Annotated in this window: 21 protein-coding genes; 13 read left to right on the top strand and 8 right to left on the bottom strand. The window is 56.2% G+C overall.

Going from position 1 to position 24114, the window contains the following annotated elements:
- The first annotated feature begins 1 nt into the window (after position 1).
- The 7 genes from ACI2I2_RS13195 to ACI2I2_RS13165 are packed head-to-tail and all read left to right on the top strand — an operon-like array spanning position 2 to position 7162.
- Positions 2-1441 carry a hydrogenase 4 subunit D gene (locus ACI2I2_RS13195; protein ID WP_404658403.1) on the top strand — a complete coding sequence of 480 codons (1440 nt, stop codon included), beginning with the start codon at positions 2-4 and terminating at the stop codon, positions 1439-1441.
- An 11-nt stretch (positions 1442-1452) separates the two neighbouring features.
- Positions 1453-2103, top strand: coding sequence for a hydrogenase 4 membrane subunit (gene hyfE, locus ACI2I2_RS13190; RefSeq protein ID WP_404658402.1), 651 nt, complete (start codon positions 1453-1455; stop codon positions 2101-2103).
- A gap of 4 nt (positions 2104-2107) precedes the next feature.
- On the top strand, positions 2108-3697 hold the full coding sequence (locus ACI2I2_RS13185) for a hydrogenase 4 subunit F (protein WP_404658311.1): 1590 nt from the start codon (positions 2108-2110) through the stop codon (positions 3695-3697).
- Positions 3698-3711: 14 nt separating this feature from the next.
- Positions 3712-5427, top strand: coding sequence for an NADH-quinone oxidoreductase subunit C (locus ACI2I2_RS13180; protein ID WP_404658401.1), 1716 nt, complete (start codon positions 3712-3714; stop codon positions 5425-5427).
- Between the two features lie 10 nt (positions 5428-5437).
- Entirely contained in the window at positions 5438-5998 is a 561-nt protein-coding gene (hyfH, locus tag ACI2I2_RS13175) for a hydrogenase 4 subunit H (RefSeq protein WP_404658310.1), read from the top strand.
- Positions 5985-6752 (top strand): NADH-quinone oxidoreductase subunit B family protein, encoded by a 768-nt coding sequence (locus tag ACI2I2_RS13170; protein ID WP_404658309.1) that lies wholly within the window; start codon positions 5985-5987, stop codon positions 6750-6752. Before hyfH ends, ACI2I2_RS13170 begins: the two co-directional genes overlap by 14 nt.
- Positions 6749-7162: a formate hydrogenlyase maturation HycH family protein gene (locus ACI2I2_RS13165; RefSeq protein ID WP_404658308.1), complete on the top strand. Its 414-nt coding sequence runs from the start codon at positions 6749-6751 to the stop codon at positions 7160-7162. The genes ACI2I2_RS13170 and ACI2I2_RS13165 overlap by 4 nt, the downstream gene beginning before the upstream one ends.
- An 85-nt stretch (positions 7163-7247) precedes the next feature.
- Here the strand turns inward: ACI2I2_RS13165 and ACI2I2_RS13160 are convergent, their stop codons facing one another.
- Positions 7248-8861: a sigma 54-interacting transcriptional regulator gene (locus tag ACI2I2_RS13160; RefSeq protein WP_404658400.1), complete on the bottom strand. Its 1614-nt coding sequence runs from the start codon at positions 8859-8861 to the stop codon at positions 7248-7250.
- 249 nt (positions 8862-9110) lie between these two features.
- Here ACI2I2_RS13160 and hycI point away from each other — a divergent pair, with 249 nt between their 5' ends.
- Entirely contained in the window at positions 9111-9566 is a 456-nt protein-coding gene (gene hycI, locus ACI2I2_RS13155) for a hydrogenase maturation peptidase HycI (protein WP_404658307.1), read from the top strand.
- Positions 9567-9664: 98 nt separating this feature from the next.
- On the opposite strand, the gene ACI2I2_RS13150 is transcribed toward hycI, so the two are convergent.
- Positions 9665-11083 (bottom strand): 6-phospho-beta-glucosidase, encoded by a 1419-nt coding sequence (locus tag ACI2I2_RS13150; protein ID WP_404658306.1) that lies wholly within the window; start codon positions 11081-11083, stop codon positions 9665-9667.
- A gap of 3 nt (positions 11084-11086) precedes the next feature.
- Positions 11087-12538: a PTS cellobiose/arbutin/salicin transporter subunit IIBC gene (ascF, locus tag ACI2I2_RS13145; RefSeq protein WP_404658305.1), complete on the bottom strand. Its 1452-nt coding sequence runs from the start codon at positions 12536-12538 to the stop codon at positions 11087-11089.
- A 199-nt stretch (positions 12539-12737) separates the two neighbouring features.
- Here ascF and ACI2I2_RS13140 point away from each other — a divergent pair, with 199 nt between their 5' ends.
- The 4 genes from ACI2I2_RS13140 (at position 12738) to ACI2I2_RS13125 (ending at position 17669) form a co-directional block, all read left to right on the top strand.
- The gene (locus ACI2I2_RS13140; RefSeq protein ID WP_404658304.1) at positions 12738-13751 is read left to right on the top strand and encodes a LacI family DNA-binding transcriptional regulator; all 1014 of its coding nucleotides are present in this window, start codon (positions 12738-12740) and stop codon (positions 13749-13751) included.
- A gap of 144 nt (positions 13752-13895) precedes the next feature.
- On the top strand, positions 13896-14423 hold the full coding sequence (gene hydN / locus ACI2I2_RS13135) for an electron transport protein HydN (protein WP_404658303.1): 528 nt from the start codon (positions 13896-13898) through the stop codon (positions 14421-14423).
- Between the two features lie 7 nt (positions 14424-14430).
- Positions 14431-16653, top strand: coding sequence for a carbamoyltransferase HypF (gene hypF, locus ACI2I2_RS13130; protein ID WP_404658399.1), 2223 nt, complete (start codon positions 14431-14433; stop codon positions 16651-16653).
- The gene (locus tag ACI2I2_RS13125; protein ID WP_404658302.1) at positions 16653-17669 is read left to right on the top strand and encodes a HoxN/HupN/NixA family nickel/cobalt transporter; all 1017 of its coding nucleotides are present in this window, start codon (positions 16653-16655) and stop codon (positions 17667-17669) included. The genes hypF and ACI2I2_RS13125 overlap by 1 nt, the downstream gene beginning before the upstream one ends.
- 5 nt (positions 17670-17674) lie before the next feature.
- Here ACI2I2_RS13125 and norW read toward each other — a convergent pair whose 3' ends face one another.
- Complete coding sequence (norW, locus tag ACI2I2_RS13120; RefSeq protein WP_404658301.1) at positions 17675-18802, bottom strand: NADH:flavorubredoxin reductase NorW; 1128 nt, start codon at positions 18800-18802, stop codon at positions 17675-17677.
- Complete coding sequence (gene norV / locus ACI2I2_RS13115) at positions 18799-20238, bottom strand: anaerobic nitric oxide reductase flavorubredoxin (protein ID WP_404658300.1); 1440 nt, start codon at positions 20236-20238, stop codon at positions 18799-18801. Before norV ends, norW begins: the two co-directional genes overlap by 4 nt.
- 183 nt (positions 20239-20421) lie before the next feature.
- Here norV and norR point away from each other — a divergent pair, with 183 nt between their 5' ends.
- Positions 20422-21936, top strand: a complete 1515-nt coding sequence (norR, locus tag ACI2I2_RS13110) for a nitric oxide reductase transcriptional regulator NorR (protein ID WP_404658299.1) — start codon at positions 20422-20424, stop codon at positions 21934-21936.
- On the opposite strand, the gene gutQ is transcribed toward norR, so the two are convergent.
- From gutQ to gutM, 3 genes are all read right to left on the bottom strand, one after another.
- On the bottom strand, positions 21933-22898 hold the full coding sequence (gene gutQ / locus ACI2I2_RS13105) for an arabinose-5-phosphate isomerase GutQ (protein ID WP_404658298.1): 966 nt from the start codon (positions 22896-22898) through the stop codon (positions 21933-21935). The genes norR and gutQ overlap by 4 nt on opposite strands.
- Complete coding sequence (locus ACI2I2_RS13100) at positions 22891-23664, bottom strand: DNA-binding transcriptional repressor (protein WP_404658297.1); 774 nt, start codon at positions 23662-23664, stop codon at positions 22891-22893. Before ACI2I2_RS13100 ends, gutQ begins: the two co-directional genes overlap by 8 nt.
- Positions 23665-23727: 63 nt before the next feature.
- Entirely contained in the window at positions 23728-24087 is a 360-nt protein-coding gene (gene gutM, locus ACI2I2_RS13095; RefSeq protein WP_404658398.1) for a transcriptional regulator GutM, read from the bottom strand.
- Positions 24088-24114 lie beyond the last annotated feature (27 nt).

Genomic DNA, 24114 nt, shown 5'->3' with positions numbered 1-24114 from the left:
GATGGAAAACATAGCTCTGACGACTCTGCTGGTGCCGTTTGTCGGTGCGCTGCTGACGGCCTGTGCGCCGCAGCGGCTGGCGAAAAAAATCTGCACCTTGTTTGCCTTGCTGGCAACACTTGGCACGGTGATCCTGGGGTGGCAGTTTCTTGCGGGCGGTAAAGTTGATGTGACTTATACGCTCATCAGCGTGCACGGCGTGGCGCTGTTTGGCTTTACGGTCGACCGAATCAGCACGCTGATTGCGTTTGCGGTAGTGTTCCTCGGGTTATTGGTGAGCCTTTATTCCATGGGCTACCTGACCAGAGGCAACCGCGAGCATCCGCATGATGGCGGCAATCGCTATTACGCTTTTCTGCTTATCTTCATCGGTGCGATGGCGGGGCTGGTCCTTTCTTCCACCCTGCTGGGGCAACTGCTGTTCTTCGAAATTACCGGTGGCTGTTCGTGGGCGCTGATTGGCTATTACCAGACGCCAAAATCTCAGCGTTCAGCGATGAAAGCGTTGCTGATAACCCACGTGGCCTCCCTTGGGCTTTACCTCGCAGCAGCCACCTTATTCCTCAACACTGGCACATTTGCGCTTAGCGCATTAAGCCAGCTGCACGGCACCGCCAGCTACGTGGTTTACGGCGGGATCCTGTTTGCGGCGTGGGGCAAATCAGCCCAATTGCCGATGCAAGCCTGGCTGCCGGATGCGATGGAAGCGCCAACCCCAGTTAGTGCTTACTTACACGCCGCGTCAATGGTCAAGGTAGGTGTTTACATCTTTGCCCGCGCCATTCTGGAAGGCGGCAACGTGCCGCACGCCATCGGTTGGGTCGGCATTGTGATGGCGACGATCACCATGATTTACGGCTTCATGATGTACCTGCCGCAGAAGGACATGAAACGCCTGCTGGCCTGGTCGACCATCACTCAACTGGCGTGGATGTTCCTCGCGTTATCGATGGCGGCGTTGGGGTCAAAACAGGCGCTGGACGGCGGCATTGCCTACATCTTCAACCACGCGTTTGCCAAAAGCCTGTTCTTCCTCGTTGCCGGGGCATTCAGCTACAGCTGCGGGACTCGTCTGCTGCCAAAACTGCGCGGCGTGATGAGCAAATCCCCACTGCTGGGGATTGGTTTCTGCGTCGCCGCCCTGGCGATCGCCGGGGTGCCACCGTTCAACGGCTTCTTCAGCAAATTCCCTGTCTTTGCCGCCGGGTTCACGCTCTCGTCAGAACACTGGCAACTGCTGCCCGTCATGGTGCTGGCGCTGGTGGAATCCGTGGCGAGCTTCGCCTGGCTGATTTACTGGTTCGGGCGTGTGGTGCCTGGGGAGTCGAGCCCGGAAGTGGCGCAGATGTCACCGCTGCCGCTGGCGATGCGCGCTGTGTTGGTCGTTCTGGTAGTGATGTCGCTGCTTTCCAGCGTCATGGCTGCGTACTGGCTTAATTAAGGGAGTCGATGATGACCGGAGCCTTACTCGTTAATAACCTCGCCGGGCTGATGATGGTGACATCACTGCTGGTGATTGGGGCGAAACACCCACGCAGCTCCTGCTGGTTCTATGCCCTGCAGTCGCTGGTGTTGGTGCTGATTTTCTTCACGCTCTCCCGGACGCTCGATTCTGAACAACTGCTGATGTGGTCTTTCAGCGCGTTGCTCACCAAAGTGATTCTGGTGCCGCTGATCATGGGCTTTGCGCTACGCAAACTGGCAGACCCGAAAGCGGATGTCAGCCTTATTAGCCCGACGGTGCTGACGATCGCCGCCGCGGTGATTGTGGTGCTGTGCTGGTATGTGGTGCGCCCGGTGCAGTTGCCGCTGTTGCAGGATTTAAAACCTGCGCTGTCGGTGGCGCTGGGCCATTTCCTGCTTGGCCTGCTGTGCATCGTCACCCAGCGCAACATTCTCAAACAGGTGTTTGGCTACTGCCTGATGGAGAACGGCTCGCACCTGGTGCTGGCGCTGCTGGCGCATAAAGCGCCGGAGCTGGTGGAGATTGGCATCGCCACCGACGCGATTTTCGCGGTGATTGTCATGGTGCTGCTGGTGAGAAAAATCTGGCGCACGCTCGGCACGCTCGATGTGGATCAACTGACGGCGCTGAAGGGATAACACAATGAGTCATACTGCTATTTTCACCCTGTTACTGCTGACGCCGCTGCTGTTTTCGCTGCTGGCGTTTGCCTGTCAATTGTTGGGTTCTGGCTCGCGTGCGGCGGTAACATTTCTGCACGCTGTAGGCATTGCCGCGCTGTTGGGCGTAACGCTTTATGCCGTCAGCGTGGTTTATCAGCAAGGCGAGATGTTCTCGGACAACCTGTGGCTGCACGTTGATAGCCTGAGCGCGCTGTTCCTTGCGCTTCTGGGGATTATTGGCTGCCTGACTGGCCTTTATTCGATTGGCTATATGCGCCACGAAGTGGACGAGGGGGAAATTTCCGTCGCCACGCTGTGTAACTACTACGGCTTCTTCCACCTGTTCCTGTTCACCATGATGCTGGTCGTCACCAGCAACAACCTGATTGTGATGTGGGCGGCAATCGAAGCCACCACGCTCAGTTCGGCATTTTTGGTGGGCATTTACGGCCAGCGTTCTTCGCTTGAAGCAGCCTGGAAGTACATCATCATTTGTACGGTGGGCGTGGCGTTTGGCCTGTTTGGCACCATTCTGGTGTACGCCAACGCAGCCAGTTTTATGCCGGATGCGCACAACGCTATTTTCTGGAGTGAAGTGCTCAAACACGCGAGCCAGCTTGATCCGACCTTAATGCACCTCGCCTTTGTTTTCGTGCTGATTGGCTTTGGCACCAAAACCGGGCTGTTCCCGATGCACGCCTGGCTGCCTGATGCGCACAGTGAAGCGCCAAGCCCAACGAGTGCGCTGCTTTCCGCGGTGCTGCTCAACTGCGCGCTGCTGGTCATCATTCGTTTCCACATCATTATCACCAGCGCAATTGGCACCCCGTTCCCGAACATGCTGCTGATGATTTTTGGCCTGCTGTCGGTGGCGGTGGCCGCGTTCTTCATTCTGGTGCAACAGGATGTGAAACGCCTGCTGGCTTATTCCAGCGTCGAGAACATGGGGCTTATCGCCGTGGCGCTGGGCATTGGTGGGCCACTGGGCGTGCTGGCAGCATTGCTGCACACCCTCAACCACAGCCTGGCGAAAACGCTGTTGTTTTGTGGTTCCGGTAACGTGCTGCTGAAGTACGGCACCCGTGATTTAGGCGTGGTGCGCGGCATGCTGAAGCTGATGCCTTTTAGCGCCGTGCTGTTGGCTGGCGGTGCGCTCGCCCTTGGCGGTATGCCACCGTTCAACGTTTTCCTCAGTGAGTTTATGACCGTCACCGCGGGCCTGGCTGCGGGACATATCTGGCTGACTATCGGCCTGCTGCTGTTGCTGACGGTGGTGCTCGGCGGGTTGGTACGAATGGTGGCTTGCCTGTTGTTTGGTACCGCGCCAGAAGCCACCAGCAAAGGCGAACTGGGTCTGCTGACCACGCTGCCGATGGCGATTCTGCTGGTGCTTATGTTGGTGATGGGCACTCACATTCCGCAGCCGGTGAGCCGCCTGCTGGAAAACGCCGCGTCGATTGTGATGAAAACATCCCCGCAGCAAGGTTTTCAGTGGCCGTGGGCAGGAACGTCTGCCGCGGTCACTTCCCATTGTAATAGCACCCGCGAGTGCGCTGGAGAAATGAAGTGAGTTATCAACAATATATGAACGGTCTCGCGCAGGGCGATGTACGTGGGTTGGGGTATCTGGCCGCAGTGAGGGAAAAATTCCCTGGCGCGATTCTGGATGAAGAGCGTCAGACCGGCGATCAGGTAACCATTACTGTCAAAATTAACCTGCTGCCAGAGATTGTTGAATTTCTCTATTACGGCTGCGGCGGCTGGTTGCCGGTGCTGTTCGGCAACGATGAACGTACGCTGAACGGACATTTTGCGGTGTATTACGCGCTGTCGATGGAAGAGGGAGAGAAGTGCTGGGTGGTGGTGAAAGCGTTAGTCGATCATTCGCTCGAATTTCCTTCCGTCACGCCTCGCGTACCGGCTGCTGTCTGGGGCGAGCGCGAAATTCGCGACATGTATGGCCTGAAGCCAATTGGCCTGCCGGATGAGCGTCGTCTGGTGCTACCGGATGACTGGCCGGATGATATGTATCCGCTGCGCAAAGACGCAATGGATTATCGCCAGCGCCCGGCTCCGACGACGGAAACAGAAACCTATTCGTTTATCAACGACGGTGACAAAAAAGCTCGCGTGGTGCCGATTGGCCCAATGCACATCACTTCGGACGAACCGGGCCACTTCCGTCTGTTTGTCGACGGCGAGACGATTGTCGATGCGGATTACCGTCTGTTCTACGTTCACCGCGGTATGGAAAAACTCGCTGAAACCCGCATGGGCTATAACGAAGTGACTTTCCTTTCTGACCGAGTGTGCGGCATCTGCGGGTTTGCACACAGCGTGGCGTACACCACATCAGTCGAAAATGCGCTGGGGATTGTGGTGCCGCAGCGTGCGCACACCATTCGTTCCATCTTGCTGGAAGTCGAACGCCTGCACAGCCATCTGCTGAACATCGGGCTTTCGAGCCACTTTGTCGGCTTCGACACGGGCTTCATGCAGTTTTTCCGCGTGCGTGAAAAATCGATGATGATGGCGGAAATGCTGACCGGCTCGCGCAAAACCTACGGCCTGAACCTGATTGGCGGCATTCGTCGCGACATCCTCAAAGAGCAGCGCATCAAGACTATCCAGCTGGTTCGTGAGATGCGTGCCGAAGTGACTCAACTGGTCGATATGCTGCTCTCTACGCCAAACATTGGCGAGCGTACGCAGGGCGTCGGCATCCTCGACAGACAAGTAGCGCGTGATTACAGCCCGGTTGGGCCACTGATCCGCGGCAGCGGGTTCAAACGCGACATGCGATTCGATCACCCGTATTCCGACTACGGCAATCTGCCAAAAACGCTGTTTGCCTATGACGGCGGCGATGTGTTCTCGCGCGTGATGGTGCGCGTCAAAGAGACGTTTGATTCGCTGGCGATGATTGAGTATGCGCTGGACACCATGGGCAACGGCCCACTGCTGACGGAAGGCTTCACCTATCAGCCGCATAAATTTGCGCTGGGCTACGTGGAGGCACCGCGTGGGGAAGACGTTCACTGGAGCATGCTTGGCGACAACCAGAAGCTGTTCCGCTGGCGCTGCCGTGCGGCGACTTACGCCAACTGGCCGGTGCTGCGCTATATGCTGCGCGGCAACACGGTGTCTGATGCGCCACTCATCATCGGCAGTCTTGATCCTTGCTACTCCTGCACCGACCGCGTAACGCTGGTGGATGTGCGCAAACGCAAGTCCACCACGGTGCCGTACAAAGAGATTGAACGTTATAGCATTGAGCGCAAGCACTCGCCGCTCAAGTAAGGACTGAACAATGCTGAAACTGTTTAAAACCATCCTTAAAGCGGGCGAGCCGACGGTCAAATACCCGTTTGCGCCACTGGAGATCAGCCCGGATTTTCGTGGCAGACCAGAGCTGAACCCGGAGCAGTGTATTGCCTGCGCCGCCTGCACTATGGCTTGCCCGGCGAATGCGCTGACCATGGAAACGCATCCTGAAAATAACGAGCGCCTCTGGCAGCTGTTTATCGGCCGCTGCATTTTCTGCGGGCGCTGCGAAGAAGTGTGCCCAACCAAAGCGATTCGTTTGACCAACGACTTCGAGCTGGCGGTCACCAACAAAGCGGATTTGTATGTGAAAGCGGTGTTTCGTCTGCAGCACTGCGAAGTCTGCCAGCAGCCCTTTACGCCGGAAAAATCCGCGCACTATGCCGTGGAATTGCTGCGCCAGTCGGGCGTCAGCGACGAAGCGCTGGAAAGCATGAAATCTCAGTTCACCACCTGCCCGGCGTGCAAACGCAAGCAAACCGTGGGTCGTCACGATCAACAAGGGCTCAGTTTTAACGTCGTGGAGAAAGCCGATGAGCGAGTTTAATCATCACGTCAGCCAGCCCGTCACTCTGGCGGACGATGCGGCCCGCATGAAGCAAATGCTACTCAAAGACATCAAACGTTCAGCCTACGTGTATCGCGTGGACTGCGGCGGGTGTAACGGCTGTGAGATTGAGATTTTCTCCGCCATTACGCCGGTTTTCGATGCGGAGCGCTTCGGCATCAAAGTGGTGGCTTCCCCTCGTCACGCAGATATTTTGCTGTTTACCGGTGCGGTCACTCGCGCGATGCGTGTCCCTGCGTTGCGTGCCTATGAGTCTGCGCCCGATCCGAAAATCTGCATTTCCTACGGGGCTTGTGGCGTGGGCGGCGGTATCTTCCACGATCTTTACTGCGTGTGGGGCGGCAGTGACACCATTGTGCCCATTGACGTGTGGATCCCAGGTTGCCCACCAACGCCCGCCGCGACCATTCATGGTTTTGCCGTGGCGTTGGGCTTGCTGGATCAAAAACTCAAAGGCGTGGATCACGTTCAGGGCGCAAAAGAAAAACCAGCGTTGATCCTACCTGATGTGCCGCTGGCGCTGCGCGTGGCGGTGGAAAGGGAAGCTCGCAGAATGGCGGGTTATCGTCAGGGCGGAGATATCTGCCAGCGGTTCCTGACGCTGATTCAGCATAAGCAGCCGAAACAAGCGGCGCAGGAGGTTGAAGCCTGGCTTCGCAAAGAGAACGATCCGCGCCTGGGCGAAATTATCCATAACCTGATGGCGGTGGTCGCCGGGGAGGTCACGGCGTGAGCGACAAAGGAAAAGTGACGTTCTGGTCGCTGCGGCAGAAGTTCGTCGACAGCGATGACGATATGCCCGCCGAAAGCCAGCAGGTGATGTATTACTCGCTGGCGATTGGTCATCACGTCGGGATGATCGACTGCCTGAAAACGGAACTGGAATGCCCGCTGGACGGGTATACCGAATGGCTGAAATGCCTGCCTGAAGGCGAAGGGCGGCGTAAGCTGCGCGGCCTGCTGACTTTTGGTGAAATCACTATTGATTCCACCCATACGTCGCTGCTGGCAAATGCAGTTTCGGCACTCAGTAAAACAGGGGATGAACCCTATAAAGGCTGGAGTCTGCGGCTGATTGAGCTGCTGGCGGAAATTGAGCGCGAGCCAGCTATCTATCTGATAGTGAAAAGGCAGAGCGCCTGATGGCGCTTTGCTTATCAGGCCTACAAAATCAAAGTGTGATGATGAATTTGTAGGCCCGAGCAGGCGAAGCGCCGCCGGGCGGCGGTTACAAATCCCGCGTGCTGATCCCCAGACGCTGCATTCTTGACAGCAGCGTCGTTCTTTTTAATCCCAGTTTTTTCGCCGCCCCTTTCGGCCCGGCTACGATGCCGTTGGTTTCCCGCAGCGCCTGTAAAATCCTTTCTTTTTCACTCTCGTCATTTTCCGGCACCTGCGGGCTAAACATCGGCGGCAGCTTGATCGGCGCAGGCTGAGCACGGGGCGCGCTGGCTGGCGAGGCGGGGATTTTCAGATCGCTTAGCTGAAGATTTAACGTATTCCCTTGTGTCAGGATCACCGCACGCTCAATCACGTTTTGCAGCTCACGAACATTGCCCGGCCACGGATAGTTGCACAGCGCTTTTAACGCCGCGGCGGGAATAGTGTCGATGGTTTTATTCATTCGCGCGGCGAGCTTTTGGGTGAACCAGGTTGCCAGCAGCGGAATGTCCTCCGGGCGTTCACGCAGCGGCGGGATCACAATCGGGAAGACATTCAGGCGATAGAAGAGATCGCTGCGAAATTCACGATCCTGCACCATCTGATGCAGATCACGGTTGGTGGCGGCGATCATCCTGACGTTGACCGGAATCACCAGGCTGCCGCCAAGGCGCTCGACTTCCCGTTCTTGCAGTACGCGCAATAATTTTGGCTGAAGCTCCAGCGGCATATCGCCAATTTCATCGAGGAACAGCGAACCGTTATCGGCCATTTCAAAACGCCCGATGTGCGTGCTGGTGGCCCCGGTAAACGCGCCTTTTTCATGACCAAAGAGATCGCTTTCCAGCAGGCTCGCTGGGATGGCAGCGCAGTTCATCTTCATTAACGGTTTGGCTGAACGCTGGCTGAGTTTATGAATGGCTCGCGCGATAAGCTCCTTACCAGTGCCTGTTTCACCGAGCAGCAGCACGGTACTGTCGCTCATGGCGACCATTTCCACCTGGCGAAGTAAATTTTTCATCGCCGCGCTCTGATAGATAATGTCGTTCAGGCTTTCCGCATTTTGCAGTTGCTCATTCAGCCAGATATTTTCTTGTTTTAACGAATCTTTCAGGCGTGTGATTTCATTCCACGCATTGGCGTTATCCACGGCAATACTGATGCGCGAGGCTATTTGGCCCAACAGTGAGCACACCGCGGGCGTAAAAGCACCGGCATCGGTATGTGCAAGAATGAATATGCCTGGCGAGTGAGCATTAAAGGTCAGTGGCAGCAGCAACACCGCCCGCATTCCGGCAGAAAATAAATCTTTCAATAACGGATCGTTCACATCCTCCGCTAATGCGACCGCTTGCGGCTGACCATTTTCCAGCACGCTTTTGATTTTGCCAGCCGTGAGCGGATAGGTCTTTTGCTGGCAATAATGTTGGTTATCGTCATACCAGCCGCAGGCCGTCACCGGGAAAGTGCTGGCCTGTTCGCCGTCAAAGAAGGCTATCGCCACAGAGGGAATGGCAAAGAAGCGATGGATGTCCTGGGATATCGCGCTGACCAGACCTTCGCGGTCGAGATGGGCCAGCACCGAGTTAGTGATGTCCACCAGAATGCGATATTCGTCGCGCTCATCTTTTAATTGATGAAAGAATTCCAGCAGTTCCGGGTCGATGCCGGAATTAATCATGGCGATCAAATGATTATTCCATTCACTGCTTGTAATGGGAATGGTTCTTATTTTCTTGCCACCTAACTTCTTTACATCATTCATCACATTAGCCTGGTTGAGAGGAATTGCTGATTGTCGCAAGGGTTCAGCAACCCTATTTGAGATCAGTATTTGCGGGCTGCGTGCAATATAAGATACCCCTTAAGGATCATTCGTTGATATCGATGGGTAGTTTGCGCATTCAGGCCATTTTAGGGGGAGAAAAGGGTGACCAACGTTTTACTTTGTGTCGGCAATAGCATGATGGGCGACGACGGTGCCGGCCCGTTACTGGCTGAAATGTGTGCCGCACAGCCGAAAGGCGACTGGCAAGTGTTTGACGGTGGCAGCGCGCCAGAAAGAGAAGTGGCCGCAATTCGTGAACTCAAGCCAGAGCGATTGTTGATTATTGATGCAACCGATATGGGGCTCGAACCGGGGGATATCCGCATAGTCGACCCGGACGACATTGCCGAAATGTTCCTGATGACCACGCACAATATGCCGCTTAACTACCTGATTGAGCAGCTTGAAGAGGATATCGGCGAGGTCATTTTTGTCGGTATTCAGCCGGACATTGTCGGCTTTTATTATCCAATGACGGAGAAAGTGAAGGCGGCGGTTGAAGTGGTGTATCAGCGGCTGGAAAACTGGGTCGGTGACGGTGGGTTTGAGCGACTGTAGCGGTCGATACCCTCACCCCGGCCCTCTCCCTGAAAGGGAGAGGGAGAAAAGAACAGTTCCCTCGCCCCTTTGGGGAGAGGGTTAGGGTGAGGGAAAAATCAGCTCAGATCCGTCCCGTTACTCGCAATCACTTTCTTATACCACCAGAAAGATTTCTTACGGGTGCGGGCCAGCGTGCCGTTGCCTGCGTCATCACGGTCAACGTACACAAAGCCGTAGCGCTTGCTCATTTCCCCGGTCGATGCGGCGACCAAATCAATGCAGCCCCAGGTGGTGTAACCGATAACCGGAATGCCATCGTCAATGGCTTCGCCCATCGCCTGAATATGTTCGCGCAGGTAGCTGATGCGGTAGTCGTCGTTGATTTCGCCGTTGGCTTCCACCACGTCTTTCGCACCCAGGCCGTTTTCCACCAGGAACAGCGGCTTCTGGTAGCGGTCGTACATCATGTTCATGGTGATGCGCAGGCCGAGCGGGTCGATGCCCCAGCCCCATTCACTGGCTTTGATGTGCGGGTTTTTCAGCGACTTCACGATGTTGGCGGCGTTGGTGTTATTGGCGTTCATATCCGCCGAAGCGCAGCGTGAGGCGTAATAGCTGAACGAAACGAAATCGACGGTGTTTTTGAGGATGTCATCGTCGCCCGGCGCTTTCTCAATGACCACGCCTTTCTCACGGAATACGCGCGCAGAATAGGCCGGGTAAGCGCCACGCGCCTGCACGTCGATAAAGAACAAGTTCTCGCGGTCTTTCTCCAGCGCCATCCAGACATCTTCCGGTTTGCAGGAGTATGGGTAGAAATTGCCACCCGCCAGCATGCAGCCGACCTGGTTTTGCGGGTTCACCTCATGGGCGATTTTGGTCGCCAGGGCGCTGGCAATCAGCTCGTGATGTGCGGCCTGATATTTTACCTGCTCCTGATTTTCACCTTCTTCGAACACCAGCCCGGCCCCGGAGAAGGGGCTGTGCAGCATAATGTTGATTTCATTGAAGGTGAGCCAGTACTTCACCAGCCCATCGAAGGCTTCAAAACAAGTACGCGCATAACGGGCGAAGAAATCCACCATTTTGCGGTTACGCCAGGAGCCGTATTCCACCACCAGATGCATCGGCACGTCGAAGTGGCACAACGTGACCAGCGGTTCGATATTGTACTTTTTGCACTCCAGGAACAGGTCGCGGTAAAACGCGATGCCTTCTTCGTTTGGCGTCAGTTCATCGCCGTTGGGATATAAGCGAGCCCAGGCGATGGACGTGCGGAAGACGGTGAAGCCCATCTCCGCCATCAGGGCGATATCTTCTTTATAGCGATGGTAAAAATCGATGGCCTGATGGCTTGGATAGTATTCGTCCTCGCGCAGGCTAAAGCGTTTTTCCAGCCCCAGTTTGACCGGCATACGGTTTGCGCCGTGAGGGATCATATCGACGGTGGTTAACCCCTTTCCGCCTTCCAGATAAGCGCCCTCTGACTGGTTCGCGGCTAGCGCGCCGCCCCATAAAAATCCTTTAGGAAACATCTTTTACCTCGCTTCTAACGGTTGTGCGGTAGCAGGAACGCCTTGTGCCTGGCGTGCTTTTTCCGCCTCTTCGACCGGAATGTCTTCAAACCCTAACAGCAGCGTCAGGACAAAGGAGAGCACCACAGCCAGCGCCATCACCCCAAACACCCAAACGATGGTCATCGGATTGGCGGGGTCAAAGAACTGCACGCTGGTGAACAGCCCTGGTGCGGCCATCGAATGGCTCGCCAGCCCGGCAATACCGGCGACGGCGCCACAAACAAAGCCGCTGATTAAGCTGGCGATCAGTGGGCGCTTCAGGCGAATGGCCACGCCGTAAAGTGCCGGTTCGGAAATGCCCGCCAGAATGGCAGAAGCGGCTGCGGCGAGCGCGGTCTGACGCAGTTCCGGGTTTTTCGTTTTCCACGCGACGGCAAGTGAAGAGCCGCCGAGCGACAGGTTGGCGCCAATTTCTGACGGCATCACCATGCCTTCTTTGCCAGTGGTGGCAATGGTCTGAATGATGGTCGGCGTAAAGACCCGGTGCATCCCGGTCATCACCAGCAGCGGCCACAGTGCGCCCATGATGGCGACGGAAAGCCAGCCGAGGTAGTCATGAACGGTGTACACCAGCGCGGAAATGGCGGTACCAATCCAGATGCCAATTGGGCCAATCAACAGGATAGCCAGCGGGGCGGCAATCAGCACAATCAGCATCGGCTTGAGGAAGTTTTTCGTGACCGCAGGTGTGATTTTGTCGACCCAGCGTTCAATAAACGACAGACACCAGGTCATGACCAGCGCCGGGATAACGGTGTAGGTGTATTTCACCGCCGTGACCGGAATAAAGGCGAACTCAACGTGTTCCCCTTGCGCGGCTTTTGCCATTAGTTCGATAAAGCTTGGGTGGACCAGAACGCCAGCAATCGCAATCGCGAGCGACATGTTGGTTTTGAATTTCACCGCAGCGGAAGCGGCCACCATCAATGGCAGGAAGAAAAATGCGCCATCGCCGATGACGGTCAGAATAGTCAGCGTTGGCGTGCCTTTGGCGAGCACACCGGACATCTCCAGCACCATCGCCAACAGCTTCACCATTGAGCCACCGATGATCGCCGGGATCAGCGGAGACATGGTGCCGATCAGCGCATCAAGAATGCCCGCGCCCACGCGACGCAGCGTCCATTTTTGCGGATTTTGTTCCACGGCGGGCTGAAGATTACCCGGCAGCAGCGCCATCACTTCTTTGTACGCCTGTGAAACGGTGTTGCCGATAATCACCTGGCACTGGTTATCGCTGCGCACCACGCCGAGCACGCCGCTAAGGGCTTTCAGTGTGGCAACATCCGCGAGAGAGGGGTCATTCAGCACAAAGCGCAGACGCGTCATGCAGTGAGTGGCGGCGGCGATATTGTCGGCCCCGCCAAGCGCGGACAGAACATCCTGAGCCAGCGCGGCATAGTTTTTTGACATCGGGTTAATCCATCTTGGTGTGGTTAATCTTTGTGTAGGAAACCGGTTCCACAAAATCATGAAGAGATCGGCTCGGTGAAACAAGAGAGTCATGAGAACTATTTTATTTTCGTGATGACGATCACCGAAGATCGCGATTGCTGAAAATCCTCAGATCCTGAAGTACACTGCCAGCACTTTTTTCAGACGGATGAGCAACATGACAACGATGCTGGAAGTGGCGAAGCGCGCTGGCGTGTCGAAAGCCACCGTATCCCGCGTGCTGTCGGGCAATGGTTATGTCAGCCAGGACACCAAAGACAGAGTGTTTAAGGCGATTGCGGAGAGCGGCTATCGCCCCAATTTGCTGGCGCGAAACCTGGCAACGAAGAAAAGTCAGACGCTCGGGCTGGTGGTGACCAACACGCTGTATCACGGCGTCTACTTCAGCGAACTGCTGTTTCATGCGGCACGCCTGACAGAAGACCAGGGGCGTCAGCTGATCCTCGCGGATGGTAAACACAGTGCAGAAGAGGAAAGGGCGGCGATTCAGTACCTGCTCGATTTGCGCTGCGATGCGATCATCATTTATCCCCGTTTTCTGACCCCCGATGAGATGGATGAAATCATCCGCAACCACGAGCAACCGATCATGGTGCTTAACCGTCGTCTGCGGCAAAACGGCAGTCACTGCGTCTGGTCGGATCAAAAAGCCTCAAGCCAGATGGCGGTGGAACAGTTGATTCAACAGGGCCACAGGGATATCGCGTTTATCACGGGTTCGCTGGATTCACCGACGGGTATTGAGCGTCTGGCAGGCTACAAAGAGGCGCTGAACAGCCACGGTATTGCTGTGCGGGATGAACTGATTGCCCAAGGAAAATGGACCCCCGCGACAGGGGCAGCGGGCGTGGAAACATTACTCGAACGCAATGTGTCATTCAGCGCACTGGTCGCCAGTAACGATGACATGGCGATTGGCGCGATGAAGCAACTCTATGCCAAAGGCGTACGCGTGCCTGAACAAGTTTCGGTGATTGGTTTTGATGACGTGGCGCTCGCGCCGTACACCATTCCGGCGCTCTCCAGCGTGAAAATCCCGGTTACTGCGATGATTGAAGAAACCATCAACCGTCTGATTTTTATGCTGGATGGCGGCGAATTCAATCTCCAGCACGCCTTCCCCGGCGAGCTTATCATGCGAGATTCCGTCACTGCGGGCCCCTTTACCTGACCTTGTGTCCTGTCGTCGTCATAAGTGACGATGACAGGCTGACACTTCACGAGTGAAATCGTTAATCTATTGATAAATAGCCATTTTAATAATGGCGCGGAAAATGCATAGCCCCAGCCTTAACGCGAAATGCTGGAGGAGTGGATGAACCGTTTCATCATCGCGGAAGCGAGCAAATGTATTGGCTGTCGCACCTGTGAAGTGGCTTGCGCCGTGGCGCATCAGGAAGATCAGGACTGCGCGGCGTTAACCCCGCAAACTTTTTTGCCCCGCATCCATGTTATCAAAGGCGTGAATATCTCCACCGCGACAGCCTGTCGCCAGTGTGAAGATGCGCCCTGTGCCAACGTGTGTCCTAACAATGCCATCGCCCGTGAAAATGGGTTTGTCCATGTGATGCAGGAACGCTGCATTGGCTGCAAAACCTGTGTCGTGGCGTGCCCTTATGGCGCGATGGAAGTGGTGGTTCGGCCGGTCATTCGCACCAGCGGCTTTGGCATGAAGGTGAAGATGGAAAAAGCGGAAGCCAACAAGTGCGACCTCTGCCATACCCGTGAAGAAGGCCCTGCCTGTATTGCTTCTTGCCCAACGTTCGCCCTGACCTGCATTGACCGCATGGCGCTTGAAAAACTGAATGAAGAAAAACGCCGCCGCACTGCGCTGGCCTGGTGATAGCACGATGAACGGAATTGCCCTTCGTGTTCGGGGCAAAGTGCAGGGCGTGGGGTTTCGGCCGTTTGTCTGGCAGGTTGCGCAGCAGTTACAGCGCTGTGGAGATGTCAGCAATGACGGTGAGGGCGTGCTGGTGCACCTTGTCGGTGCAGATAATGGGTTTGTTGCCCATTTGCAGCGCCATTGCCCCGCGCTGGCGCGTATCGATTCCACGGATATCACGCCTTATCACTGGGAAACACAGCCCGAAGATTTCAGCATTCGCGCAAGCGGTGCCGGAGCCATGAGCACGCAAATTGTGCCGGATGCGGCGACGTGTCCGGCCTGTCTCGCTGAAATGAATGACCCGCACAACCGGCGTTACCGTTATCCGTTTATCAACTGCACTCACTGCGGCCCGCGATTTACCATTATTCACGCCATGCCTTATGACCGCCCCTTTACCGTGATGGCGGCGTTTCCACTTTGCCCGGCTTGCGAGAAAGAGTATCGCGACCCGCGAGATCGTCGCTTTCATGCCCAGCCAGTGGCCTGTGCCGACTGCGGCCCGCAGCTCAGTTGGCAAGACGATACGGCAAATATGGACGGTGAAGCGGCGCTGATGGCGGCGGTCGGAAAGATTGCGCAGGGCGGCGTTGTCGCGGTGAAAGGGCTGGGCGGTTTTCATCTTGCCTGCGATGCCGGAAATCCTTCTGCTGTTGCGCTATTGAGAGCGCGCAAGCATCGCCCGGCTAAGCCGTTGGCGGTGATGGTGGCGCAGTCAGAAGGCTTTTCATCTCAGGCACAAAAGTTGCTTACCTCTCCGGCGTCGCCCATCGTGCTGGTTGCCAAAAAAGGCGTCAATGGGCTGTGCGAAGAGATTGCGCCAGGGCTTGATGAGGTTGGCATCATGCTGCCATCGAACCCCATTCAGCACTTGTTGATGCAGGCGCTGAATCGCCCATTAGTGATGACTTCCGGCAATCTTAATGGCAGGCCTCCCGCTATCAGCAACGAGGATGCGCTCAGGGATTTGGCGCAGATAGCGGACGGTTTTCTGCTGCATAACCGCGATATCGTTCAGCGCATGGATGATTCCGTTTTGCGTCAGAGCGGCGAAATGCTGCGCCGGGCGCGGGGCTATGTGCCGGATGCCATGCCGCTGCCTGCTGGCTTCAACGACATTCCGCCAATGCTTTGCTGCGGAGCAGACATGAAAAACACCTTCTGTCTGGTACGTGGCAAAGAGGCCGTGTTGAGCCAGCATCTTGGTGATTTGAGCGAAGAAGGCGTGGAAGCGCAGTGGCAAAAGGCGCTGGCGCTGATGCAGTCGATTTATGATTTTAAGCCCCAAAAAGTCGTCGTAGATGCGCATCCTGGCTATCGCTCCGGGCAGTGGGGCAAAGCGCTCGGCCTGCCGTTTGAGGAAGTGTTTCACCATCACGCCCACGCCGCAGCCTGTATGGCGGAACAGGGCTGGCCGCTCGACGGTGGAGACGTTATTGCTCTTACGCTCGACGGCATTGGAATGGGCGAAAACGGCGAACTGTGGGGCGGGGAATGCCTGCGGGTGAACTATCACCAGTTTGAACGGCTTGCAGGTTTGCCTGCAGTGGCTTTGCCGGGTGGCGATTTGGCGGCGCGACAACCGTGGCGAAACTTGCTGGCGCAGGGAATGGCGTTCGTGCCGGAGTGGCCATCACGATTGCCGCTAAAAAATTATCCGGCAGAAGCGCTGGCTCGCGCGGTGGAGAGAGGGATTAACGCACCGCTCGTTTCCTCTTGTGGGCGGTTGTTTGACGCGGTTGCCAGCAGCCTTGGTTGCGCGGCTGAATCACTCAGTTATGAAGGGGAAGCGGCCTGCCAGCTTGAAGTTTTAGCCCGGCAAAGCGCTGGCGGGAAACACCCGATTGTGCTGCCGTGGCGCAACGGGGCGCTGGAGATGGCGACCTTCTGGCGACTGTGGTTTGACTGGCCTGCGGCAAACGCGGAAAAAGCCTGGGCGTTTCATGATGCGCTGGCTTGTGGCCTGGCTGAAATGTTGCGCCATTTTGCCCGGCAAGCCCAAATCAACACCCTGGTCTTTGGCGGCGGCGTGCTGCATAACCAGCTTCTTCGCGAGCGGCTGGCGTTTTATCTGACTGGTTTTACACTTTTATTTCCGCATCGGTTGCCTGCAGGCGACGGCGGTATTTCATTTGGACAGGCGGTCATCGCGGCCGCCCGTTGGCAGAAAGAAAGGAAGGGATGATGCTGATTAGGCTTTTACGTCAACAACCTCGTGCGGCGCTGCTGGTCGGCGCGCTGCTGCTGGCGAATGTGTTGGCCTGGTGCTGGGCATGGCAGGTGTTTGGTCACAGCGGGGCGCTGATGGCGGCCAGCCTGCTGGCGTGGGGATACGGCCTGCGCCATGCGGTCGATGCCGACCACATTGCCGCCATCGACAGCGTCACGCGTAAAATGATGCAGCAGGGCAAGCGCCCGTTCGGCGTCGGTGCCTGGTTCTCCCTTGGACACTCTTCTGTCGTGGTGCTGGCATCGGCCGCGATCGCCGCGACAGCCACCGCCTTCCAACAAAAAATGGGCTGGTTTCATGATACCGGCAGCCTGATTGGCACGGCGGTCTCATCGCTTTTCTTACTGGCGATGGCCTTTGTGAACCTGATTATTCTGCGCAGCGTGTGGCGTAGTTTTAGAGCCTTCCGTCAGGGCAAGCCGTTTACGGCGGACGTGGCGGCCAGCGGCGGGATGATGAGCTGGATCTTTGGCAAAACCTTTCTCCTGATTGGGAAAAGCTGGCACATGTATCTGGTCGGGTTCTTGTTCGGCCTGGGCTTCGATACTGCGACTGAAATTGGCGTGCTGGGCATCACCGCCGCCAGTGCCTCCAGCGGCATGTCGATCTGGAGCATCATGATTTTCCCGGCGCTGTTTGCAAGCGGGATGGCGCTTATCGACACGCTGGATAACGTGCTGATGGTCGGTGCCTACGGCTGGGCGTTCAACAAGCCGCAGCGCAAGCTCTATTACAACATGACCATTACTGGCACGTCTGTGGTGGTGGCGCTGTTTATCGGCGGGCTGGAAGCGCTGGGGCTGCTGATGGACAAATTCGGCTTCAGCGGCGGTCTCTGGAAGGTGGTGGGTGCCCTGAATGAGAATCTGGGCAACGCGGGCTTCGTGGTTATCGGCCTGTTCATGGCCTGCTGGATTGTGTCCTGGGCGGTGTATCGCTGGCGAGGGTATGACGCACTTCCCTGTGCGTGAAGCGATTACAGTAATTTCAGCAATGTGAAGGCCTCTTTCATTCGGCCTTCACTCACCACAAATCCTCGTAATTTTCCGTCGCGGTCTGTTCCTTTCGCCACCATCCCTTCTGCGCTGCTGGCGAGAGTCCACTCCAGATCATCACGCTGCGTTTCCCCTGCCAACTGTAATGGCAGCAGAGGCGTTTTAATTTTCACCAGCATCGGCGGCAGTTTCAGCTCGGCGGTATCGCCCAACAGCGTTTTCGCAAGCGTCAGTGAACTCAGCAGAATGGGCTGCAGGAAAGGAAGAAGCCTGCGCTTGATTTCTGCGCAGTCGCCCAGGGCGTAAATGTGCGGATCGCTGGTTTGCAACTGAGCGTTGACCACAATCCCGCGGTTTACTGTGATTCCCGCACGCTGCGCAAGGGCGGTTTCAGGACGTAAACCCGTTGCGGCGACGACGGCATCAACATCGAACAGTTGCTCTGTATTGAGCGTCACCTGAATGCCCGTACTGCTTTGGGTCAATGCCTGAACCTGACGATTAAGCCGCAGCTCCGCGCCGTTTTGCGTGAGGCAATGTTGCAGGCGGCTGCTGACTTCCGGCGGCATGAGCGAGGCGAGCAGGCTCGCTGAACTGTCGACCACGGTGACGGCTTTCCCCGCGCTGAGAAAATCCATCGCCAGCTCGCAGCCAATCAGGCCGCCGCCCAGGATTAGTATTCGCCTTGCATCACACAATCCTCTGCGTGCCGCGGCATATTCCTGCTGGCTGTTCAGCGTGAGCAGCAACTCCTTTCCCACAATCGGCGGTATTGCCGTTCTGGCCCCGGTTGCCAGCACCAGTTTGTCATAGCGCCAGCTTTGATCGACACTCTTGACCTTTTGGGCTTGCGGATCGATCTCCGTAATCCAGGTGTTCGGGAACAGGCGAAGGTTGTACTGTTCGGCAAAGTCGCCCGCCGTTTGTAATGTCAGATCCTCTGCCTGCTGATCGCGGCTGATCACATGGCTGAGATCCGGCTTGTTGTACTCGTCGATGCTGTCGGCGGCGATCAGCGTTAACGGCACCTGAGCGTCCTGTTTGCGGATATTTTTCACCAGCTGGCGAGCGGCAAATCCTGAGCCGAGGATAACAATGCCGCTCGTCATTTTGCCTCCGTTGCCAGCACGTCAAACACCTCTTTGCCGAGCGAGCATTCCGGGCACAGGAAGGTTTCTGGCACGTCGCTCCATGGCGTACCCGGAGCGACATCCTGATTCGGTTCACCCGTGGCAGGATCGTAAATCCACTGGCAGACGCTGCACAGCATGTAGGGGCCGAGATCGGCGGCTGCGTTCATCTTCGCTTTTGGCTGAATTTGCGGGGAGGAAGACGCAGCAGGCAGCGGTGACAGCGCCCACTGACGGGCGATTTCACGGCCATGTTCACGGCAAACGTCCAGTGCGTCGAGGTCAGGACGCCATTTGGCCTTCAGGCTTAATGACATCTCAAACCCGGCATCCTGAAGCCTTGTGGAAAGCCGATCGACTGCGCCACCGCTCCAGCCATGTGAACCAAAGGCACTGGCGCGTTTATTGCGAAAACGCAGGCCGGTCATCTCCTCCACCAGTCCTGCAATTTTCGGCATCATCACATTGTTCATGGTCGAGGTACCCGCCAGCACGCCTTTAGAGCGGAAGACGTTGGTTAACACCTCATTCTTATCGCTACGGGAAACGTTAAAGATTTTTACGGCCACCCGTGGATCGACTTCGTTGATGCCCTGGGCAATGGCGTCGGCCATCATGCGCGTGTTGTTCGACATGGTGTCGTAGAAAATCGTGATCCGATCTTCCTGATAATCTGCCGCCCATTTCAGGTACAGCTCGACGATCTGCGTCGGATTATCGCGCCAGACCACGCCGTGAGAGGTCGCAATCATTTCGACGGGCAGATTGAAGCCGAGGATCTCGGTAATTTTTGGCGTCACCAGACGGCTGAACGGCGTGAGGATATTGGCATAGTAGCGCTGGCACTGCTCAAACAGTTCAGTCTGATCCACTTCATCGTTGAACAGGTGCTCGTCACAATAATGCTGGCCGAACGCGTCGTTGCTGAACAGTACAGCGTCGCCTGTCAGGTAGGTCAGCATGCTGTCTGGCCAGTGCAGCATGCGGGTTTCCACAAAAATGAGCTGCTTGCCATTGCCAATGTCGAGCGTATCGCCCGTTTTCACCACCCGGAAATCCCACTCAGGATGATGATGATGACCGTTAATGGAGTCGATGGCGTTGGCAGTGCAATAGATGGGCGTGTCCGGAATGCAGGACATCAGTTCGGTCAGCGCGCCCGCATGATCTTCTTCGGCGTGATTTATGATGATGTAGTCGATATCGGCAAGGTCGATTTCTGCCCTCAGGTTCTGCACGAAGTCGCGGCTGAATTTATGATCGACGGTGTCAATCAGCACGTTTTTTTCTTCGCGGATCAGATAGCTGTTGTAGCTGCTGCCACGCAGGGTTTTATATTCGGTGCCGTGAAAATCACGAACTTCCCAGTCGCGTTGCCCAACCCAATGAATATTATTTTTAACATGAATAGCCATAACGTCCTCAGTCACTCTTTTGGTTCATAAAAGTTGTCTGACTATTACAAGTTACGTGCCATTTTATATCTTATTGATTTATAGTTATTTTATATATTCCTTGTTGCTGAGCTTTGTCATTTTGACTATCCTTTGTGTTGTCAAAAAGACAATGAGCAGAGTCATAATGACCATGAGGCCGGTATGAGTTTCTCCACCGAAGCGTTGGCGAAAATCGCCATCGAGTTGCAAAGCGATATCGGACATCCGGATCGCTTTTCCCGCCTGATAACGACCCTGCGCCAACTGCTGGGGTGCGATGCGTCAGCGCTGCTGCGTTACGACGCGCATCAGTTTATTCCGCTGGCGATTGATGGGCTGGCAAAAGACGTGCTGGGGCGGCGGTTTTCGCTCGAAGGCCATCCGAGGCTGGAAGCGATTGCCCGCGCCGGGGATGTGGTGCGTTTTCCGGCAGACAGCGATTTGCCCGATCCTTATGACGGCCTGATACCCGGGCAAGAGAGTTTAAAGGTTCACGCCTGTCTTGGGTTGCCGCTTTTTGCCGGGCAAAACCTGATTGGTGCGTTGACGCTGGACGGCATGGATGAGCATCAGTTCGACAGCTACAGCGATGAGGAATTAAGGTTGATTGCGGCCCTGGTTTCGGGGGCGTTAAACAACGCGCTGCTGATTGCTCGTCTGGAGAGTCAGAACGTGCTGCCGGGTCAGTCGGGGGACGCTGCCGCGACGGGAGAGCAGGAGATCATTGGCCTTTCGTCCCCGATGCTGCAGTTGAAAAAAGAGATTGAGATTGTTGCGGCGTCCGATCTGAATGTGTTGATTGGCGGCGAAACGGGCACCGGGAAAGAGCTGGTGGCCAGGGCCATTCATCAGCATTCGCTTCGTGCAGCGCATCCGCTGGTGTACCTCAACTGCGCGGCGCTGCCGGAAAGCGTGGCGGAAAGCGAGCTGTTCGGGCATGTGAAAGGGGCGTTCACCGGGGCCATCAGCCACCGTAGCGGGAAATTTGAGATTGCGGATCGCGGCACGCTGTTCCTTGATGAGATTGGTGAACTGTCGCTGTCGCTTCAGGCTAAATTACTGCGGGTGTTGCAGTATGGTGATATTCAGCGAGTCGGGGATGATCGCAGCCTGAGAGTGGACGTGCGGGTGCTGGCAGCAACGAACCGGGATTTGCGTGAAGAAGTGCTGGCCGGGCGTTTTCGTGCGGACCTGTTCCACCGTCTGAGCGTGTTCCCGCTTGCCGTTCCATCCCTGCGGGAGCGCAGCGATGATGTTGTGCTGCTGGCAGGGTATTTCTGTGAGCAGTGCCGCCTGCGAATGGGGCTTTCGCAGGTGGTGCTGAACCCGGCCGCGCGCGCGCAGCTGAAAACTTACGGCTGGCCTGGCAATGTGCGGGAACTGGAACATGCGATTCATCGGGCTGTGGTGCTGGCTCGTGCAGCCCGAACGGATGATAGCGTGGTGCTTACGCCGGGGCATTTTTCTTTCGAAGCGTCTTCACCACCCGTGGTGCAGAGTAATCCGGTTCATGTTGAAGCCGTCAACTTACGGGAAGCCACTGAAGCATTCCAGCGCCAGACCATTACGCAGGCGCTGGAAAGTCAGCAACACAACTGGGCCGCCGCGGCCCGGGCGCTATCACTGGACGTTGCCAACCTGCATCGGCTGGCAAAACGTCTGGGGATGAAAGCTTAGAGAATGCCTGCCTGGTAGAAATCCTGCAGGTTGATTGCGCCGCAAAGGTGACCGTTTTTATCGACCACCGGCGCGGCAGCAATTTTACGTTTCATCAGTTCGTCTTTGGCATCCACTGCGCGGCTGTCTGCTTCGAGGGTGACGCCGCCTTGGGTCATCGCTTCTGACACGGCTGCTTCCAGCTTGCCACCACCGACCAGCCAACGACGCAAATCGCCATCAGTGAACACGCCTTTGACCTTTGCGCTGTCATCACACACGGCAACCAGGCCCAGCCCGGTACGGCTTAATTCCAGCATCGCGTCCATCACGCTTGTCGTCAGTTTGACCTGCGGGATCTGGTCGTCGGTGCGCATCAGGTGATGAACTTTGTTCAGCAATCGCGCGCCTAACGCTCCCGCAGGATGAGAGCGGGCAAAATCTTCTTCGTTAAAGCCACGTGCCTGCATAACGGCCATCGCCAGTGCGTCACCCATCATCAGGGTATTGACGGTGCTGGACGTCGGGGCCAGATGCATCGGGCAGGCTTCGCGCTCAACGGCGATATCCAGCACGGCCGCCGCGGCAAGGCCCAGCGGGGAACCCGGTTTGCCAGTCATCGCCAGCAGGGTTATCGATTTCTCTTTCAGGCGCGGCACGATGAAATCCAGCTCTTTCGCTGTGCCGGAATAGGAGATAAACAGCATCACATCGCGGCTTTCAATCATGCCTAAGTCACCGTGCAGCGCTTCTGCCGGGTGAACAAAGAACGCGGGCGTTCCGGTGCTGGCGAGCGTGGCGGCGATCTTTTTACCGATATGTCCGGATTTGCCAATCCCGGCGACGATCACTTTGCCTTTGCACTCCAGCAGCGCTTTGGCGGCGCGAACGAACTCGTCGCCCAGACGATCCGGCAGGCGGCTCGCTTCTTCCAGTTCGATTTGCAGGGTCTGACGACCGGCGTTCAACAACAGGTTATTCATGACGTTCTCCGGTGATAATGACGTTAATACCTTTGGCTTCCAGCGCTTGTTTAAAGGACGGTTCGATGCCTGCATCGGTGATCAGGGTGTCGACGCTTTCCAGACTACAAACAATGTTCGGGCTTTTGCGGCCAAACTTGGACGAGTCCGCCATCAGAATGACTTCGCGGGCCGCATTACACATGGCTTTACTGACGCTGAACACTTCGTTGAAGGTCGTCACGCCTGCGTTCAGATCGATGCCGTCGGTGCCCATAAACAGCTTGTCGAAGCTGAAATGCTCAAAGGCATTTTCCGCCAGTTGCCCGTGAAAAGAGGCGGATTTCTTACGGAACGTGCCGCCTGGCATCAGAATGGTTTGTTCGTTATCGAATTCAGACAGGGCGTTGACGATATGCAGGCTGTTGGTCATCACGGTGATGTTGTTGAAGCGGCTCAGCATCGGCACCATCTGCAACACGGTGCTGCCTGCATCGAGGATTATCGAGTCGCCATCATGAATAAAGGCCACGGCGGCTTCGGCGATGAGCTGTTTCTGAGAGGTGTTGATCAGCGTTTTGTGGTCAATAGGCGGATCGGCTTCATCTTTGTTGAGCACCACGCCACCGTAGGTTCGGATCACCGCGCCGGTGTTTTCCAGCGCGACTAAATCTTTGCGGATGGTGGTGCCGGTGGTGTCAAAGTACAGGGCTAAATCCTCTACCGAGCATTTTCCCTGCTTTTGCAGATGTTCGATAATGGCCGCCTGGCGCTGCCGTGGTTTCATGGGCGCTGAGTTCCTTAAGTTGCGAAATGATAATTTCGCAAGCTTAGAGCGTTTACAACGAAATTATCTGTGTTTCAATTTAAGCGCTAATGATAGAGCATTCTGACAGCTCTGATCATGGGGAAAGATCACATCAGGCTCGATTTGCCCGAACAACTGCCCTTCGATCGCCTCAATTTTTCGGGTTCGGGCGAAGACGGTTAGCCCGCGCAGGATCAGTGAATCGGAAATTATCCCCTGTTGATCGACGGCGACAGCGATGACGACTCGTGGCTTAAAGCGCCCGCCAGAACGGCCGACGCCGATGCGGCCAAGCTGTGCGAGCTGGTCGAAAGCCTGATTGAACCGATGAATTTGCCAGCCGCCCAGCGCCAGTTGGCAAATCCAGGCGATAGCGGCAACGGTGATAAGAGCGGTGACCATAGGTTTCTCCTGATGCTTTGCCGGATG

It is taken from the genome of Scandinavium sp. NPDC088450 (assembly GCF_044900545.1).
GTDB lineage: Bacteria > Pseudomonadota > Gammaproteobacteria > Enterobacterales > Enterobacteriaceae > Scandinavium.
Note: the sequence above shows the minus strand (reverse complement) of the source record. Positions and strands in the feature narration are given on the sequence as shown.